The sequence below is a fragment of the Corynebacterium glaucum genome (assembly GCF_030408855.1).
Taxonomy (GTDB): Bacteria; Actinomycetota; Actinomycetes; order Mycobacteriales; family Mycobacteriaceae; genus Corynebacterium; species Corynebacterium glaucum.
The window spans coordinates 633,150-649,845 of record NZ_CP047358.1; the positions used below are offsets into that span (position 1 = coordinate 633,150).

At 63.4% G+C, this 16,696-nt stretch carries 19 protein-coding genes; 4 read left to right on the forward strand and 15 right to left on the reverse strand.

What is annotated here, in order from left to right; all coding sequences use genetic code 11:
• Window positions 1–27 precede the first annotated feature (27 nt).
• The 4 genes from CGLAUT_RS03090 to CGLAUT_RS03105 are packed head-to-tail and all read right to left on the reverse strand — an operon-like array spanning window position 28 to window position 3,242.
• Window positions 28–627, reverse strand: a complete 600-nt coding sequence (locus CGLAUT_RS03090; protein ID WP_290186220.1) for a response regulator transcription factor — start codon at window positions 625–627, stop codon at window positions 28–30.
• On the reverse strand, window positions 624–1,670 hold the full coding sequence (locus CGLAUT_RS03095; protein ID WP_290186222.1) for a sensor histidine kinase: 1,047 nt from the start codon (window positions 1,668–1,670) through the stop codon (window positions 624–626). The genes CGLAUT_RS03090 and CGLAUT_RS03095 overlap by 4 nt, the downstream gene beginning before the upstream one ends.
• Window positions 1,667–2,431 (reverse strand): ABC transporter permease, encoded by a 765-nt coding sequence (locus CGLAUT_RS03100; protein ID WP_290186224.1) that lies wholly within the window; start codon window positions 2,429–2,431, stop codon window positions 1,667–1,669. The genes CGLAUT_RS03095 and CGLAUT_RS03100 overlap by 4 nt, the downstream gene beginning before the upstream one ends.
• Complete coding sequence (locus CGLAUT_RS03105; RefSeq protein ID WP_290186226.1) at window positions 2,418–3,242, reverse strand: ABC transporter ATP-binding protein; 825 nt, start codon at window positions 3,240–3,242, stop codon at window positions 2,418–2,420. The genes CGLAUT_RS03100 and CGLAUT_RS03105 overlap by 14 nt, the downstream gene beginning before the upstream one ends.
• Window positions 3,243–3,397: 155 nt before the next feature.
• Here CGLAUT_RS03105 and CGLAUT_RS03110 point away from each other — a divergent pair, with 155 nt between their 5' ends.
• Complete coding sequence (locus CGLAUT_RS03110; RefSeq protein ID WP_290186227.1) at window positions 3,398–3,772, forward strand: ectoine synthase; 375 nt, start codon at window positions 3,398–3,400, stop codon at window positions 3,770–3,772.
• On the opposite strand, the gene CGLAUT_RS03115 is transcribed toward CGLAUT_RS03110, so the two are convergent.
• The 5 genes from CGLAUT_RS03115 to CGLAUT_RS03135 are packed head-to-tail and all read right to left on the reverse strand — an operon-like array spanning window position 3,769 to window position 8,089.
• Window positions 3,769–4,434, reverse strand: coding sequence for a thiamine phosphate synthase (locus CGLAUT_RS03115; RefSeq protein WP_095659429.1), 666 nt, complete (start codon window positions 4,432–4,434; stop codon window positions 3,769–3,771). The genes CGLAUT_RS03110 and CGLAUT_RS03115 overlap by 4 nt on opposite strands.
• Window positions 4,424–4,711 carry a DUF7218 family protein gene (locus tag CGLAUT_RS03120; protein WP_095659430.1) on the reverse strand — a complete coding sequence of 96 codons (288 nt, stop codon included), beginning with the start codon at window positions 4,709–4,711 and terminating at the stop codon, window positions 4,424–4,426. The genes CGLAUT_RS03115 and CGLAUT_RS03120 overlap by 11 nt, the downstream gene beginning before the upstream one ends.
• Window positions 4,712–4,743: 32 nt before the next feature.
• Complete coding sequence (locus tag CGLAUT_RS03125) at window positions 4,744–5,982, reverse strand: DUF418 domain-containing protein (protein ID WP_232507173.1); 1,239 nt, start codon at window positions 5,980–5,982, stop codon at window positions 4,744–4,746.
• Window positions 5,983–5,995: 13 nt separating this feature from the next.
• Window positions 5,996–7,198, reverse strand: a complete 1,203-nt coding sequence (locus CGLAUT_RS03130; RefSeq protein ID WP_095659431.1) for an amidohydrolase — start codon at window positions 7,196–7,198, stop codon at window positions 5,996–5,998.
• Window positions 7,199–7,219: 21 nt separating this feature from the next.
• Entirely contained in the window at window positions 7,220–8,089 is an 870-nt protein-coding gene (locus CGLAUT_RS03135) for a cation diffusion facilitator family transporter (RefSeq protein ID WP_095661004.1), read from the reverse strand.
• Window positions 8,090–8,297: 208 nt separating this feature from the next.
• Between CGLAUT_RS03135 and CGLAUT_RS03140 the strand changes: the two genes are divergently transcribed.
• Entirely contained in the window at window positions 8,298–8,462 is a 165-nt protein-coding gene (locus tag CGLAUT_RS03140) for a glycerol dehydrogenase (RefSeq protein ID WP_095659432.1), read from the forward strand.
• 10 nt (window positions 8,463–8,472) lie between these two features.
• Here the strand turns inward: CGLAUT_RS03140 and CGLAUT_RS03145 are convergent, their stop codons facing one another.
• A complete protein-coding gene (locus tag CGLAUT_RS03145) occupies window positions 8,473–8,934 on the reverse strand; it encodes a GNAT family N-acetyltransferase (protein WP_232507174.1) in 462 nt (153 codons plus the stop codon).
• Window positions 8,935–9,029: 95 nt separating this feature from the next.
• On the opposite strand from CGLAUT_RS03145, the gene CGLAUT_RS03150 reads away from it, so the two are divergent.
• Window positions 9,030–9,848: a S1 family peptidase gene (locus CGLAUT_RS03150; RefSeq protein WP_095659433.1), complete on the forward strand. Its 819-nt coding sequence runs from the start codon at window positions 9,030–9,032 to the stop codon at window positions 9,846–9,848.
• A gap of 13 nt (window positions 9,849–9,861) precedes the next feature.
• Here CGLAUT_RS03150 and hisN read toward each other — a convergent pair whose 3' ends face one another.
• From hisN to thiC, 3 genes are read right to left on the reverse strand one after another with little or no spacing between them, the layout of a single operon-like run.
• Entirely contained in the window at window positions 9,862–10,662 is an 801-nt protein-coding gene (gene hisN / locus CGLAUT_RS03155; protein WP_095659434.1) for a histidinol-phosphatase, read from the reverse strand.
• On the reverse strand, window positions 10,655–11,464 hold the full coding sequence (locus CGLAUT_RS03160) for an inositol monophosphatase family protein (protein WP_095659435.1): 810 nt from the start codon (window positions 11,462–11,464) through the stop codon (window positions 10,655–10,657). The genes hisN and CGLAUT_RS03160 overlap by 8 nt, the downstream gene beginning before the upstream one ends.
• Before the next feature lie 47 nt (window positions 11,465–11,511).
• Window positions 11,512–13,335, reverse strand: a complete 1,824-nt coding sequence (gene thiC / locus CGLAUT_RS03165; RefSeq protein ID WP_095659436.1) for a phosphomethylpyrimidine synthase ThiC — start codon at window positions 13,333–13,335, stop codon at window positions 11,512–11,514.
• A gap of 186 nt (window positions 13,336–13,521) precedes the next feature.
• Here thiC and prfB point away from each other — a divergent pair, with 186 nt between their 5' ends.
• Window positions 13,522–14,625 carry a peptide chain release factor 2 gene (gene prfB, locus CGLAUT_RS03170; RefSeq protein ID WP_290186234.1) on the forward strand — a complete coding sequence of 368 codons (1,104 nt, stop codon included), beginning with the start codon at window positions 13,522–13,524 and terminating at the stop codon, window positions 14,623–14,625.
• Window positions 14,626–14,657: 32 nt separating this feature from the next.
• On the opposite strand, the gene CGLAUT_RS03175 is transcribed toward prfB, so the two are convergent.
• Together CGLAUT_RS03175 and CGLAUT_RS03180 are read right to left on the reverse strand one after the other, a co-directional pair.
• On the reverse strand, window positions 14,658–15,869 hold the full coding sequence (locus CGLAUT_RS03175; protein ID WP_290186236.1) for an acetyl-CoA C-acetyltransferase: 1,212 nt from the start codon (window positions 15,867–15,869) through the stop codon (window positions 14,658–14,660).
• Between the two features lie 8 nt (window positions 15,870–15,877).
• Complete coding sequence (locus CGLAUT_RS03180; RefSeq protein WP_290186238.1) at window positions 15,878–16,651, reverse strand: IclR family transcriptional regulator domain-containing protein; 774 nt, start codon at window positions 16,649–16,651, stop codon at window positions 15,878–15,880.
• Window positions 16,652–16,696: the final 45 nt, after the last annotated feature.

Sequence of the window (16,696 nt, forward strand, 5' to 3'; positions counted from 1 at the left end):
CGCCTCAAGCTGGTCGGACCGAGGCGGCTACAACCAGCCCTTTTCTTCAGCGAGGCGGGCGGCGGCGTAACGGTTCTTGGTGTTCGTCTTCGCCATTATCGACGATAGGTGGTTGCGCACCGTGCCGGGAGAGAGGTGGAGGATGTTGGCGATTTCCTTGATTTCCGCGCCGCTGAGCGCTTCGCGCGCGACCTCGACTTCGCGTGGGGTCAGCGGCGACGGTGGGGTGAACAGCGACTCCTCGGCGACCGTCGGATCCACAACGCGAAGTCCGGCGTGGGCCTTGCGCACTGCGTCGGCAAGTTGCTCCGGGGGAGCGTCTTTGACCATGAACCCGGACGCGCCCGCCTCAAGCGCAGTGCGCAAGTACCCGGGGCGGCCGAACGTGGTCACGATGATTACTTTGCACGGTGAATCTGCGAGGTCGCCGGCGAGCTGGAGGCCGGTGCGCCCGGGCATTTCGATGTCCAACAGCGCCACGTCTACGTCGTGTAGGCGCACCGCGTCTGCGACGTCATCGCCGCGATCGCAGGTGGCTACAACCGTGATGTCATCTTCGAGTTCCAACAGCGCCGACAACGCTCCGACGAGCAGCGCCTGGTCGTCGGCGATGAGCACACGGATCATACGGTCACCTCGACAACTGTGCCGGTCGATGCAACCGGTGAACTGACCCGCAAGCGTGCTCCAGCTGCGTCGATGCGCGACGACAAACTCGACAACGCAGTGCCTTCCTGAATGCCCACGCCGTTATCCGCCACCATGAGTCGCTGTGGCGTGACCGTGATGCGGCATGCGTCGGCTCTTGAATGGCGAATGACGTTGGTGACAGCCTCGCGAAGCGCCCACGCGAACAGGGGCGACTCCACATCCGGGTCGGCATCTACCTGCGGAGTAATACCTGCCGCCTGCAATGACGATGTCGCAGAGCTGAGTTCACGCGCCAGGGTGGGGGTGTGAGAACCATAGACGGCAGCGCGAACGTCATCAAGCGCGGCGCGCGAGAGCTCCACCAACTCTTCCACCTCTTGCCGAGCGCGCTGAGGGTCGCGGTCGAGCAGCTTGAGTGCGAGCGACGACTTGACGTTGATGGCGGTCAATGAGTGACCGAGCAGGTCGTGAATGTCGCGGGAGATGGATTCACGCTGGTGCGCCAGCCGCAGTTCCGTGCTCAGCTGGGCGCGTTCCTCGTTGATGCGCAAACTGGCCACCTGGGCGCCCACGATTGCGGCGATCGTCGCCATGAATCCGAAGAACAACAATGCATTCGGCCCGCCGGCGAATGCCACGTACACCCCGTAAGCGACGATGACCGCCAGGTTGACCCAGGCGCTGTAGCGAAACCGGGCCACCGAGCTGGCCACCGATGTGACAAACGGCAGCATGGTCGCAGTCCACGGCCCGATGAACCAACTCAGCGCGGCAGTGAGCAGGAGCAGCGGTGTCAGCCATAGCGCAAGGTTTGCCCACTCCCTTTCGTACAACGGGCCGCGGTAGCTGTGCCCGGCCACGAACACAGGGCCCGTGAGGCCGACCAGGACAAGGCTCATCGCGCGCTGCCACGGTGAAATATCTGCAACCGCGACGATCAGCGCTGGGCTGAGCAGGAAGAACAGCCATACGGCAGCGGAGCGTGCAGCGGGGCGGTCGAAGTCTGAGCGGGTGATCACGCGCGGTGCTTCTCCCTTCTGTCCAGCGCGAGCGACGTGAGTGTGAACAGTGCAGTCCAGAAAATGATACTGACAGCCGGCACCCATAGCGGGTCGGTGACCCAGTATGGGTCGGTTTGGACAAACTGCTCGCCTTCGGTCAATGGCCAGCGCGAAAGCACGGCGGCACCGTAGAGCGGGGTAAAGCGCGCGAACGACAAGAGATCCTCAGTGAGCGGAATGAGCAGATTGGCGGCGATGGCCAGCAGCACTACCGATGTCGCGGCGATGGACACAGCGGTATAGGACCTCATCGCCTGCGCCCAGATCCTGCCGTAAAACCCGAACGGCAGCGCCACCGCGACCGTGATCAGGTACGTCCACAGCCAGGTCCAAGGCTCCATCTGGGCCTTGGTCACCGCGCCGGTGAGAAACACTGCCGCCACGGGCAGCGCGACGTGAATGAGCACCACCAGAAACCGCGCGGCAGTGAGCTGGGCGTCGCTCAGCGGTGTGAGCGCGAGTTGGCGGCCCCACCCGGTCGATTGTTCAACGACCGCGGTGGACGCTTGCGAGACCGCCCCGGATACTCCGGCGTAGAGCGCCATAGCCAGCATCACGTAGGCGGCCATGTTGCCGTTCGCGATCTCCGCCTCACCGTCGGGCTGGCTGGCTCCGAAGATGAGGTAGAGCACCACTGGCAGGGCGATGTTGAAGAACAGGGACGCGAAGTCCGACTTGAGCCGCTTCAGATTGTGCAGAGCGAAATTAAGCGTGGTCACGATCGGTCTCCTCGGTCAGTCGCACGAATACGTCTTCAAGTGAGGTACGCATAATGGTCAGGTCGTGCGCGTCGGTTTCGGTGAGCAACTCGCGCGCCACACCATCAGCGTCAGTGGTAGTGACATCGATCGGCCCCTTTGACGATGCCGCCTGTACCCGCTTCTCGTTGGCTTGCAGCTTGTCCATCGGCGCGTCCGCAATCACCTCGCCTCGATCGAGCACGATGATTCGTTGCGCAAACTGTTCGGCCTCTTCGAGGTAGTGGGTGGAGAACACAATGGTTCGTCCCTGCTGTGTCTGGGTGCGCAGCGAATCCCAGAATTCGTGGCGGGTGGCGGCGTCCATGCCGGTGGTCGGTTCATCGAGGATGAGGATGTCAGGCCGGCCGAGCAGCGCGATGGCGAATCGCAGCCGCTGTTGCTCGCCGCCGGAGCATTTGCCCACTTTGCGGTTCTTGATGTCGGTCAGGCGCGCAGCATCTAGTGCGGCTTCCACACCAATGGAATCGGAATGCGTTGCGTTGATCATCGCTAAGGTGTCGCGCACGCTCACATCCGGAAGCAGCCCGCCTGTCTGCATCACAGCGCCGATGCGCGCGTTGCGCACTGCCTGTTTCGGCGTGCCCCCACCGACTGTGACGGTCCCGCTTGAGGGGGTGGTCAGGCCCAAGATGAGGTCGATCAGCGTGGTCTTGCCAGCGCCATTGCGTCCAAGTAGGCCAACAATCTCGCCGGGCCCGATGCGGATGTCCACGCCGTCGAGTGCGGTGACCTGCCCAAATCTCTTGGTCAAGCTGTGTGTTTCAATCATGTCTTCCATTGGACCAGCCGAGACCAGCGGCGGCCTAGCTGCGCAGTCACGTTTCACCCGTGACTCCAGTCATGGGTTCCAACCCTCAGGTCACAGCCGGCCGTTTTTCCGTACCGTGGGTACGGAACACGATTCCTACAGATACAAGGAGCGACATGTTTATTCGATCCCGCGAAGATGTAGAAACCGTTGAGTGGGGCGGCGGCACCAGCGAACGCCTGCTCACAGCGAAAGACAACATGGGCTTCGCCGTCGCGCACACCGTCGTTAGCGCCGGCACCGAGTCGAAGCTGCAGTACCGCAACCACCTCGAGGCCTGCTACTGCATTGCGGGTTCCGGCGAGGTGGAGGACACCGAGGGAAACATCTACCCGATCACCCCGGGCACCATCTACGTGCTGGACAACCACGACGCTCACTACCTGCGCGGCGGCAAGGACGAAGACCTCATCCTGGTCAGTGTCTTCAACCCCGCAATTACCGGCGACGAGGTCCACGAACTCACCGAGGACGGCTTCAGCTCGTACTAGAGCTTTTCGCTTATCGACGCCTCGTTGCCAGCGTCGAACTCAGCCACCACGCGCTGCACATACGTCCGCGGGTCGTCGGCGTGCATGATGCCGCGCACGATGGCAACCCCGTCGACTCCGGTGCGGGCGAGGTCGCGCGCATCGTCTGCGGTGACGTCGCCGATCGCGACCATCGGCACCTGCGATGCAGCGACGAGCTCTGGGTAACCCTCTAACCCGATCAGCGCGCGCCCGGAATCCTTCGTCGGCGTTGCCCGGAACGGGCCGCACCCGATGTAATCCAGCACATCGGCGTTCTCGTTCGCAGCCTCCACAAGCTCGAGAGTGCCGGTGGTCAACCCGATGATCGCGTCGGGCCCGAGGAGGCGCCGAGCTACGCGGACATCAATATCGTCTTGTCCGAGGTGCACGCCGGCGATGCCTTCCGTTTGAAGGGCCAGGGCCACGTCCAACCGATCGTCGATAAGCACGCGTGTTGATGGCGGCACTGCCCGCACGATTGCTGCCGAGAGTGCGTACAAATCGCGGGCTGAAATCGGCTTCGAGCGAACCTGGATGACCCCGGCGCCGCCGTGCGCGGCCTCGACGCAGCGCTCGACTAGGTCGGGGCTCTGCCCGGTGACAAAGTAACACCGCAGGTCAAGGCTTGGTTTAGTGCTCACGCAGCGCCTCGATTAGCTCGTCTTTGGACATGCTGGAGCGGCCCTCGATCTCAAGTTCCTGGGCGCGCTCGTAGAGCTCGTCTTTCGTCCAATCCTCGTAGGAGCCGGACTTGCCGCCGCGCTTACCGACGGTTTCGCGGCCTTCCTTTGCCGCAGCATTGGCGATCGCCGCCGCTTTCGACTTGGAGTTTCCCTCCTCGCGCAGGCGCTCGTAGAGTTCGCCGTCTTTGACGCTCGGCCCGCCAGGGGTTTTCTCGGGGTGGGTGTCTTCGGCCATGCGCCCCAGCGTAGCCCAGGGCCGGTGCGGCGTTACTGGGACTTGGGAAGCTCGTAGGGCTCGAGGCGGCCGGTTTTGCCGTAGGAGAGGCGGCGGTGCACCTGCTCGAACGGGCCGGGGATGCCGGCTTTCTCCATCACGGTCGCTAGGAGCAGGGTGATCAGCCAGATGCCGAGGCCGGTCAGGAGCTTGCCGCTTATCGACGCCTCTAAGCCGACGCCGAGCCCAAACGGCATGGCGATGGCGATGAACAGGAATGACTGGGCCAGGTATCCGGACATCGAGCGCTTGCCGAGTGCGACGAAGGGGTACGTCCACGCTGGCGCGATGCCGCCGTTGGCGTGCATCTGCTCTTGGATGCGGTTGGTGGCCAGTGCTATCGCGGCGAGAATCGCCGGGCCGGTGAACAGACCCCAGCTCTGGCTCAGCACAGCCCACGCAGGCTCAGTGAACGGGTTGATGACACCGATGGCAGAAAGCCCCCACGGCAGGCCGGTACCTACAGCAACCACCGATCCGAAGATGACCCAACGCCACAGCATCCCACGGTGCGCGTCGACGTTGACAAGGTAACCCTCGCGCGCCCAGATGTAACCGATGATGGCGAGGCTGCCCAGTTGAATCACCGAGACAGGTGCAGCTATCAAAGTAAAGAGGCCGGCAAACGCGTTGGCGGAGAAGTAGTCAATGATATTGGTCAGCTCGGGATTGCTGGGGCGGAGCGCCTCGTCAATCGGGAGTTCGAAGAAGTAGACCGCCACGGCGAGCACGGTGCCCAGGAGCGTGAACAGGCTCAGCACGCCGTAGGCGATCATCCGCAACGACGTATTGCTGAGTGTGAACATCGTGGCGAGCAACATGCCGATCAGCCCATAGAAGAACATGATGTCGCCGAAGAACAGCCCGAACATGTGGATCAAGCCGAACAGTGCGAGGAAACCGTAGCGGCGCACGATGACGCGCCGGGCGTCGCGAAGCGGGTACTGCTTGCGAAACAGGCTTGCCGCGATCAACCCGATGCCGAACCCCAGCAAGGTGCTGAACATGGGCAGACCGCGCACGTGGACGAACAGCGCGGAAAAGACCGCAGCGAACTGGTCAGTGGCGCTGCCCTCGCGTAGGCCACCGAGCGAACTGCCGGGCACGTCAGGATCGTCGAAGCCGTTGTACATCCAGGCCTGCGTAGCGTTGGCCATCGCGATGCCCGCAAGGGCGAGACCTCTGGCGAGGTCGGGGACGATCAAACGAGGTTGGCTACCTGGGCGCTGCACGCCCCCGAAAATATCACTTCATTAACCAGGGCGCGGCGGCCACCAAGATCGATTGGGTGCCGCGCTCGAGTGCGTTGGGAAGCTCTGGCGCGAACTTGTCAGTATGGTTGCCTGGCGCATCGGAACCTGCGGCGAAGCCGGACCACCCCCACATCACGCTGGGCACGCCCCAGGCGTTCGGAATGAATGGGTAGTCCTCGCTGCCGGATAGGGGCGGGATCGCCACGGCTTGATCCTCGCCGAAGAAGTCTTTGAACTGTGTCATGAGCTTATCCGTGAGGTCTTCGTCGTTAATCACGGCTGGAACGGAGTCCAGGTACTCAAACTCCGGCTCCTGCTCAATGCCCGCCGCCTGGCATTCCGCGATGACGATGCGCTTGACTGCGTTCTGAACGTATTCGGAGAGCTCGTCGTTGGAAGCTCGGGTGTTCACGCCGAGGGTGACGGTGTACGGGATCGAGTTGGTGGACTTGCCGCCCTCGATAGAACCGACGGTGACCACCGCTACCTCGTTCGGGTCGACTTCGCGGGAGACAATTGTCTGCAGCTTGGTAATGATCGAGGCTGCCACGACAATCGGATCTTTGGTCAAATGAGGCTGCGAACCGTGTCCGCCTTCACCGTGAATGTGGATCTTCCAGTTCGAAGCAGCGGTCAAGAACCGGCCGGGAGTGAACACGAAGCCGAAGGCGGGGTCTTCGTTGAATACATGCTGGGCAAAGCACACGTCTGGCGCAGCGATCTTCTCCGCAAGCCCATCATCCACCATGTGGCGGGCTCCGCCGCCGCCTTCCTCACCGGGTTGGTGGATAGCAATGAACGTGCCGGACCACAGGTCCTTGTTCTCCACCAGCGCGCGCACCGCACCGAGTAGGGCAGTGGTGTGCAAGTCGTGGCCGCAGGCATGCATCATGCCCAGCTCGGGATCAGCGGAGTAGTCCAGCCCGGTGTTCTCGGTGATGGGCAGGGCATCGAAGTCGGCCCGAAACGCCACGCGCGGTCCTTCACCGTTCTCGATCACGGCGACCTGCCCGGTCACGCCGATGTTCTGCGGCTCGAGATCGAGCTTCTCCAACTCCTCGACGATGCGCTTGGAGGTTTCGTGCTCCTGCATCGACATTTCCGGGTGCTGATGGAACCACTTGTAGAGTGCTTCGCGTTCCACGCGGGAGGATTCGAGACTATCTACGATCTTCTGCAATTTTTCCTGTGGCATGACCCGATTCTACGGCGGCCGCTACACCGCCCTTGGACCTGTTTTGGTGTGATGTCCAAGCGGTTCGATGTGCACGATGGTTTCTGCGTGACCCAGCGCGGCGGCGATGCCCACCTCGACTTCGTCCGCGTAGTCGTGGGAGGCGTCCACGGTCCATTCGCCTGGCACCTGCATGACCACGTTGACCAAGCGGTCACGACCAAACGCCGAGGTGCGCAGCGAGGTGAACGCCACGCCGTGCTCCGCCGCGAAGCCGTCCAAAAACGCCTGTACAGTCTCGACCTCGTCTTTCGGCAGTGCCTCGGAGAGCAGCCCCATCATCGCTTGACGCAGCAGCTGGTATCCCGTGAACAAAATGTTGGCTCCGACTATGAGCGCCACGATCGGGTCGAGGACTTCCCACCCCGTCAACCACACCAACGCCATGCCTACGATGACTCCCACGGTGGTCCAGACGTCGGTAAGCAAATGCTTTCCATCGGCCTCGAGCGTGCTGGAGCGGTGGGTGCGACCCGCCCGCACCAGCGCCACACCGACACCGAGGTTGATCACGGTGGCAACAACGGAGAAAACCAGGCCGATCCCGAGCTGGTTAAGCGGAGCCGGGTCGATGATGCGCTGCACGGCGGTGACGATGATGACCACGGAGGCCACCAGAATCATCGTGCCTTCCACCTGCGCCGCGAAGTATTCCGCCTTGGCGTGGCCGAAATTGTGGTTCGCGTCGGCGGGCTTAGCAGAGAGTTTCAGCGCCCAAAGCCCCACTACCGCAGCGGCCAGGTTGGCGGAGGACTCGATCGCGTCGGAGAAGAAGCCGACCGAACCCGTCACCCACGCCGCGTACAGCTTCAGCGCAATGGCAAAGATGGAGGCGATGATTGAAAGCCACATGAAGCGCTCGAGCAGGCGCTGTTCTTCGCGGAGAGCTTCGCTCACGGGGGTTCCTTTCGGTGCGGTAATCGGCCGAAGGTCTCGCTCGCTCACGCCACGTGAGCCGGCTGCCCGGGCCCCATGTAAAGGCCAGTATGTCGAGCATGCTGTTGGTGAGCTACTCCCCTTCAACAGCCAGGCAGTTTAACACACTGCTACGGTTGGCCCCATGGAACGCTGGATTGTTGCGATCGCAGGCGCCGTGGTTGGCGCCCTTTTCTTCGGCTGGCTGCTGCAGATGCTGGGTATCAGCGGCATCACTTATACCGTGCTGGTCCTCATAGGCTCGGCAGTCACTTCATCGGCCGCCGGCGCGCTGTTCCGCCCCCGCTAGAGCTTTTCGCTTATCGACGGATACGCATCACCCGATGCGGTATCCCCGTGTCCAAGAACTCGTCTCCCTCTTCAACGAATCCGAACTGGTTGTAGTAGGGGACGAGCCCTGCCTGCGCCTCAATTACGAGATCGCCGGGCCAACGCTCGGTGAACTTAATCCCAGCCTCGACGATGCGCGGACCGAGTCCGGTGCCGCGGGCGAACGGGGCGACAATGAACCGGCCGAAGCGCGAGCCCGGAGTCTCGGTCATTTCGGTATCGGCGGTGGGGAATACCCGGGCGCACCCAGCGAGCCTGCCGTCAGCGTCGTACGCGAGAATGTGGGAGGTGTCGGGCGCCGCATCCGTCTCATCGATCTCTGCGAACGGGCATTGCTGCTCGGCCACGAAAACGTCTACCCGGAGTTTGAACAGGTCATAGGCCTCGCGGGAGGTCATCTCATCCAGGCGCTTGAACTCGAGGTGTGTCACGCAGTGCAGTGTAGCCCCCACATCGCGTATGGTTTCGTTGTTATTACTGTGACAAGTGTTGTCGAAGTGCAGAGCCACAACTGAAAGAGGTCAGCATGATCCGCCGTTTCGTCGCCGCCGCCGCGACTGCCTTGCTCGCCGTTACCGCGATGCCTATCGCGCACGCGCAGCAGGACCCGAACTACGTGTGGCGCAACGATCCGGTTTCTAAGACGCTGGCCGGTAAACCGCTAGCTCAGAGCGTTCTTCACCGCGTTCCTGGTTCTTTACATGACGCGCCGCGAATCCCGCAGGAAGCGTTGGATGCGCAAGCGCGGGGCAACGCGCTCTACGGCCCGGGTACCCCAGTCTTCGTGGGTACGGGGGAGAACGAAGTGATCTGCACCGTCGCCGTCGCGGGATACGACAATGCGGGCCGCAAAGTCGCCGTCACTGCTGGGCACTGTGCTGAAGTCGGTGCTCCCGTCGTCTCCGCCGACGCGCGCGGCCTCGGGCAGACCGGCCGTGTGGTCCACGTGGACTCGCGTTTGGACTACGCCCTCATCCACCTCGCCCCGAACACCGAGGTCACCCGCTCCTACGACGGGCTGACCATCAACCACCTCGGTTCCGCGCCGATCCAGCCGGGCGGGCAGGTGTGCAAGAAGGGAGTCGCTTCCGGAGTCACCTGTGGCGTGACCTGGCGCGACTGGGACTTGATGAACATCAACCAGGTCTGCGCGATGCAGGGCGATTCAGGCGCGCCGCTCTACGTTGGTGACCGCCTTGTCGGCCTGATCAACGGCGGTATGTTCCCGCAGCCGTTTGCGGTCGCGTGCCACAGCCCGCTGCAGGGGCCGATTCATGCCCCAACCGGTTCCGCTCGCGCAGATGCGATCTTCCCGCACATTCCGGGCGGGTTCCGCCTGCCATAGGCTACGCGCGCAGCTAAGCGCCCGGCGCCGCGATCTGCGCCAGCGCAGCCTCGTGCAGCAACCCGTTCGTCGCGAGTGCATCGCCGCCGTGCGGGCCGTCCTCGCCGGTCAATGAGGTGAACTTGCCGCCGGCTTCCTCAACCAACAGCACGAGCGGCGCGAGATCCCACAGGGAAACCTCCGGCTCCGCTGCGATGTCCACCGCACCCTCAGCGACAAGGCAGTAGCTGAAGAAGTCGCCGTAACCGCGCAGCCGCCAGGTCTGCTCAGCCAGCCCGAGGAAGTTGTCCCGCAGGCCGCGATCGGTCCACCCGGACAGCGAGGACATGGACAACGACGCATCCTCGACTTCGGCCACCCCGGAAACGCTCAGCCGCTTGAGCCCTTGGCCGCCGAACGTGCGCCACGCCCCGGCGCCGCTGGAGGCGTACCAGCGCCTCGCGAGAGCCGGGGCGCTGACGACGCCGACGACGGGGGAGCCGTCGATAAGCAATGCGACGAGCGTGGCCCAGACCGGCACCCCGCGCACGAAGTTCTTGGTGCCGTCGATGGGATCGATGACCCACTGGCGGCCCTCGAACGCAGCTTCGCCGCCGAACTCTTCGCCCAACACCGCGTCCGCCGGACGAGCCTCAGTCAGGCGTGCGCGCAGCGCTTCTTCGACGGCCAAATCCGCGTCGGAGACGGGGGTCAAATCCGGCTTCGACTCGATCTTCAGATCGGCGGCTTCGAACCGGTCGAGGGTGATGGAATCCGCCAGGTCCGTGAGCTCCAGCGCAAGCGCGAGGTCGTCTGAGTAATTCGGGCTAGTCATGGTCGCCAAGTCTAGCCACCACGTCTTCGACCAGCTTCGCGTTTCCAGCAACGCACCAGGTCACCCCACCCGCGTCGACTTTCACCGCGCGCCCGCCAACGGCTTCGACCAGCGCCTTGCCCGGCAGCCAATCCCAGTCCGCCACCGAGTGCTGCAGCCAGCCGCCCATTTGTCCTGCGGCGATGTTCGCTAGATCGACCGACCCCGCGCCCCACATCCGCACGGTCGCCGCGTCCACGCTCGCCCGCATCCAAGCCGCCACAATCTCCGGGTTGCGCATGCAGGTCGGGTGCAGGTAGGTCACCAGGGCTTGATTGCTTATCGACGACTCTGCCAAACGCCCCAGCTCAACCCCATCTCGAGTTGCCACACCATCCGCGGCAAGCCACGTGGTGGAAGTCGCCGGGCGGTGCACTGCGCCAATGAGCGCGTTGCCGTCTGCAGGGTCGCCCTCCGCCAGCGCGATCGCCGAGCAGAAATAGTCCGAACCCTGCGAGAAGTTGTAGGTACCGTCAACCGGGTCGATGACCCAAGTACGCCCGGTCGACGAGGGGCGCGAGGCGCCCTCTTCGCCGAGCAGCCCGTCGCTCCCGCGCAGCGCCTCGAGCGCCTCGGCGACGAACGCCTCCGCGGTGCGATCCGCTTCCGTCACCACATCGGACACGGACGTCTTCTGATCGGCGGCGATGCCTTCGCCGCGCATCCGCAGGGCGAGCTGGCCTGCGTGCTCAACGAGGGCTGCGGCGAGCTCGGCGTCGGAAGAATCTCGGTGGGCGTGGATGAAGTCAGCGGTACTAGCCATGCGGCTCAGTATCGCAGCTTCCACGCCAGCCGGCTTAACGAGGGGAGTTAGCGCTCCGGCAGGTACACGTTGGAGCCGAGCTCGCGGAACTCGCGAGCCATCTCCTGTTCGCCTTCAACGGCGACAGCGGGGGAGACCTCGCCCTCGATGGTCTCCTCGCGGTCGGTGTTGAACGTCGGGATGCCCAGGTCAGCGATTAACGCGCGGTTCTCGTCGTTGAGTGCCTCGTCAATCTTGTCGCCAAACTCGTCGCGAATGTCCTGGCTAATGCGCATGGAGCAGAACTTCGGGCCGCACATGGAGCAGAAGTGGGCGGTCTTCGCAGGCTCGGCCGGCAGCGTCTCGTCGTGGAAGGACTGCGCTGTCTCCGGATCGAGCGAGAGCGCGAACTGGTCGTGCCAGCGGAACTCGAAACGCGCCTTGCTCATCGCGTCGTCCCACTCGCGTGCACCCGGGTGGCCCTTGGCCACGTCAGCGGCGTGCGCAGCGACCTTGTAGGTGATCACACCGGTCTTCACATCGTCCTTGTTCGGCAAGCCGAGGTGCTCCTTCGGGGTGACGTAGCAGAGCATCGCGGTGCCACCCATGGCGATGTGGGCGGCGCCGATAGCGGAGGTGATGTGGTCGTAGCCCGGCGCAATGTCGGTGACCAGCGGGCCAAGGGTGTAGAACGGTGCGCCGCCGCACCATTCCTCTTCCTTCTCGTTGTTGATCTGGATCATGTTCAGCGGTACGTGGCCCGGACCCTCGATCATCACCTGCACGTCGTAGTCCCAAGCGCGCTTGCACAGCTCGCCGATGGTCTTCAGTTCGGCGAACTGGGCGGCGTCGTTGGCATCGGCGACCGAGCCGGGGCGCAGGCCGTCGCCAAGTGAGAAGGCGACGTCGTAGGCGGCGAAGATCTCGCAGAGCTCGTCGAAGTTCTCGTAAAGGAAGGACTCCTTGTGGTGCGCGAGGCACCAGCCAGCCATGATCGAGCCGCCGCGGGAGACGATGCCGGTGACGCGCTTGGAGGTCAGCGGCACGTACGGCAGGCGCACGCCTGCATGCACGGTCATGTAGTCGACGCCCTGCTCAGCCTGCTCGATGACGGTGTCGCGGAAGATCTCCCAAGTCAGGTCTTCGGCGATGCCATTGACCTTCTCCAGTGCCTGGTAGATGGGCACGGTGCCGATCGGCACCGGCGAGTTGCGCAGGATCCACTCGCGGGTGGTGTGAATGTCGTTACCGGTGGACAGATCCATCACGGTGTCCGCACCCCAGCGGGTTGCCCAGCGCAGCTTGTCCACCTCTTCGCGGATCGAGCTGGTGACCGCAGAGTTGCCGATGTTGGCGTTGATCTTGGTCAAAAAGGCGTTGCCGATGATCATCGGCTCGCTCTCCGGGTGGTTGATGTTGTTCGGGATGATGGCGCGGCCGGATGCGACTGCCTCGCGGACCTTCTCCGGCTCGCAGTGCTCGCGCAGTGCCACGAATCGCATTTCTTCAGTGATCTCACCGCGGCGGGCATAGTGCATCTGGGTGACGCGCTTGCCATCCTTGGCACGGAGCACAGGGCGCGTGGTGCCACGCCACTCCTCACTCGCTGCGCCGCGCTTGGCTGCCCGCGAGCCGTCGTCAAGCAAATTGCGCCTGCGGCCCTCGATCTCCTCAACGTCTGCGCGACCTGCGATCCACTGTCCTCGCAGATCCGGCAAACCGACCTCCGGCTCGGCGTACGGGCCGCGTGTGCGGTAGATGCGGAACGGCTCGTTCGGGCCGGTGGGGGAATCGTCGAGCGCGATGGCGGTTTCGGGAACCTCGAGACCATCCTGGCGAATCGGTGCGTAGCTGTGCTTCGGGTGAATTTCTTGGGCGTAGAGGTCAGCCATGACCGCTCCTTAGCTTCCTTCGCTGGTGCTAACCAGACAGGTTCGGACGGTGCTCGCGCGGCTGTTAGCGCGATCTCAGCCCGCTGCCGCGGGCGCCCGTGTGGGGGTGTGCCACCACTGTAGCGTAACGACCCACGTAGGTACGGAGAATTGGGTGGCCAGGCATCTCAACTAAGATGCCTACGTATGCAATCGGAGACCCAAGCGAGAATCAAGGACCTCGACGCCACCTTGACCACCATCGAGCAGGTGATGGATCTGGATCAAATGGCCGAAAAGGTCCGCGAGCTGGAGCAACAAGCTGGTGACCCCAGCTTGTGGGACGACCCCGCCCACGCGCAGCAGGTCACTTCCGAACTTTCCGGTGTGCAAGGGCGCCTGAAGAAGGTCACCAGCCTGCGTGAGCGGCTCACTGACCTGCCGGTGATGTACGAGTTGGCCGAAGAAGAGGGCGAGCCTTCAATGGCCGACGAGGAACTGGAGGATATCGGCTCCGCCATTGAGTCGTTGGAAGTGCAGACCATGCTCTCCGGCGAGTACGACGAGCGCGAGGCCGTGGTGAGCATCCGTTCCGGTGCAGGTGGCGTGGACGCCGCAGACTGGGCCGAGATGCTCATGCGCATGTACACCCGCTGGGCGGAAAAGAACGACCACAAGGTCGATGTGTACGACATCTCCTACGCGGAGGAAGCGGGCATTAAGTCCGCGACGTTCGTCGTGCACGGCGAGTACATGTACGGCCAGCTTTCGGTGGAGCAGGGTGCGCACCGCCTGGTGCGCATCTCGCCGTTTGACAATCAGGGACGCCGCCAGACCTCGTTTGCGGAGGTGGAGGTGCTGCCGGTTGTGGAGCAGACCGACCACATTGACATCCCGGATTCAGATATCCGCGTTGACGTGTACCGCTCTTCTGGCCCTGGCGGACAGAGCGTGAACACCACCGACTCTGCGGTGCGCATTACGCACCTTCCGACCGGCATTGTGGTGACCTGCCAGAACGAGAAGTCGCAGATCCAAAACAAGGCGTCTGCGCTCAACGTATTGCAGTCGCGGCTGCTGGAGAAGAAGCGGCAAGAAGAAAAGGCCGAAATGGATGCGCTCGGCGCAGGCGGCAATGCGAGCTGGGGCAACCAGATGCGCTCCTACGTGCTGCACCCGTACCAGATGGTAAAGGACCTACGCACAGAGTACGAGGTCGGCGACCCCCAAAAAGTGCTCGACGGCGACATCGACGGCTTCCTGGAGGCCGGCATCCGCTGGCGCATGGCCGAGCAGCAGGACGAGGCCTAAGCACTGGCCGCGCGGGCCTGAGGCTGGGAGGTCTACGGACGTTCGATCACCGCAGCAAGGCCCTGGCCGCCGCCGATGCACATGGTCACCAGCGCGCGCTTTGCACCGGTGCGCTGCATGCGGTGGGCGGCAGTGACCAGCATGCGGGCACCGGTCGCTCCGACCGGGTGGCCGAGCGAAATGCCGGAACCCATTGGATTGAGGCGCTCGTCGGTTTCAGAAATACACCACGCGTCCAGAACCGCCAGCGCTTGTGCGGCGAAGGCCTCGTTGAGCTCGATCAGGTCGATGTCGTCGAAGTTGAGGTCCAAACGCTTGAACAGCTTGTCCGTCGCGGCGACCGGGCCGATGCCCATGGTCTCCGGCGCAACACCGGCAACCGCCCAGCCGCGCAGTGTTGCCATCGGGGTGAGACCGAGCACCTCAGCCTTCTCGCGGGTAGTCACAATCATGGCTGCGGCGCCGTCATTCTGGCCAGAAGCGTTGCCGGCCGTCACCGTGGCGTCGTCAAGCTGGCGGCCCATGACTGGCTTGAGCTTGGCCAACGACTCTGCCGTGGTGCCCGGGCGAACATGCTCGTCTTTATCCACGATGATTGGGTCGCCCTTACGCTGAGGAACCTCCACCGGCACGATCTCATCGGCGAAATCGCCGTTCTCCTGGGCAGCTGCGGCGCGTGCGTGGGACATCTCCGCCATCTTGTCCTGACGCTCGCGCGAGATCTTGTACTCCTCGCGCAGATTCTCCGCAGTCTCGATCATGCCGCCGGGGATCGGATGGTGCTTGCCGCCGGCTTTTTCACGGCCTTCCTGCAGACGGTCTTGGAGCTCCATGGTGCCGCCCTTGACACCCCAACGGATGCCGCCATCAACGGTGAACTCCGTGTTCGACATGGATTCTGCGCCACCCGCGATGATCAGCTCGGCGGCACCGGAAGCGATGTGGGCCGCCGCAGTAACCACCGCCTGAAGGCCGGAGCCGCAGCGGCGGTCGAGCTGCATGCCGGGTACGTCGATGCCGATTTCCGCGTCGAGCGCAACAATGCGACCTAAAGCTGGTGCCGAACCGTTCGGGGAGGCTTGGCCGAGAATGATGTCGTCGATATCCGAGCCAGTGATTCCTGCTTCCTCGATCACGGCTTTGACTACGGTCGCTGCGAGGGTTTGCACTGGCACGCCCACGAAAGCGCCGCCGTAGCGGCCGACCGGGGTGCGCTTTGGGTTGCAAATAACAATGTCAGACATGGTTCTCCTTAAAGATTTGTGGTGGTGACGTCTCGGGTGATCGCGAGCGCGGTGTCGTTGAGTTGAGGTAGCAGCTTGCGCACCACCTCATCGGTTGCGTACGCAGCAGCTCGGGTCGAGACGTTGATCGCGGCGATCGTCTGGTCCTCGGCGTTGCGAATCGGACAGGCCACGGAACGCAACCCCGCCTCGAGCTCCTGATCAACGATGCAGTATCCCTGCTTAGCGACACGGGTGAGCTCCTCTCGTAGTGCTGCAGGTTTGGTGATGGTCTGATCGGTGATTGGCTCCAATGGAACGGCGTCCAGGTATGCATCGAGTTCTCGCTCTGGAAGGCCCGCAAGGAGTACCCGGCCCATCGATGTGGCGTAGGCGGGGAAACGGGTGCCGATCGTGATGTTGACGCTCATGATGCGGTTTGCTGCTGCACGAGCAACGTAGATGACATCGGGTCCGTCGAGTACCGACACTGAGCACGACTCATTCAGCGTGTGCGAGAGTGACTCGAGGTGCGGTTGCGCGATATCCGGCAGACCGAGGCTGGAGAGATATGAGAAACCGAGGTTGAGGGTGTGGGGTGTGAGCCAAAAAACGGATCCATCCGATTGGGCGTAGCCCTCTGCGATCAGTGTGTGGAGAAACCGGCGGGTGGTTGCACGGGGCAGGCCCGTCGCCTCTGCGACCTGCGCAAGGGTTTGCCGCGGGTGTTGCGCATCGAAGGCGCGGATCACCGCCAGACCTCGGCTAAGGCTTTGCACGAGCTGCACGTTACTTTCGCTCACGAATGTGAGCTTAGTCGAAAGGTGTTCGCTTTGTGAACCCTTGTG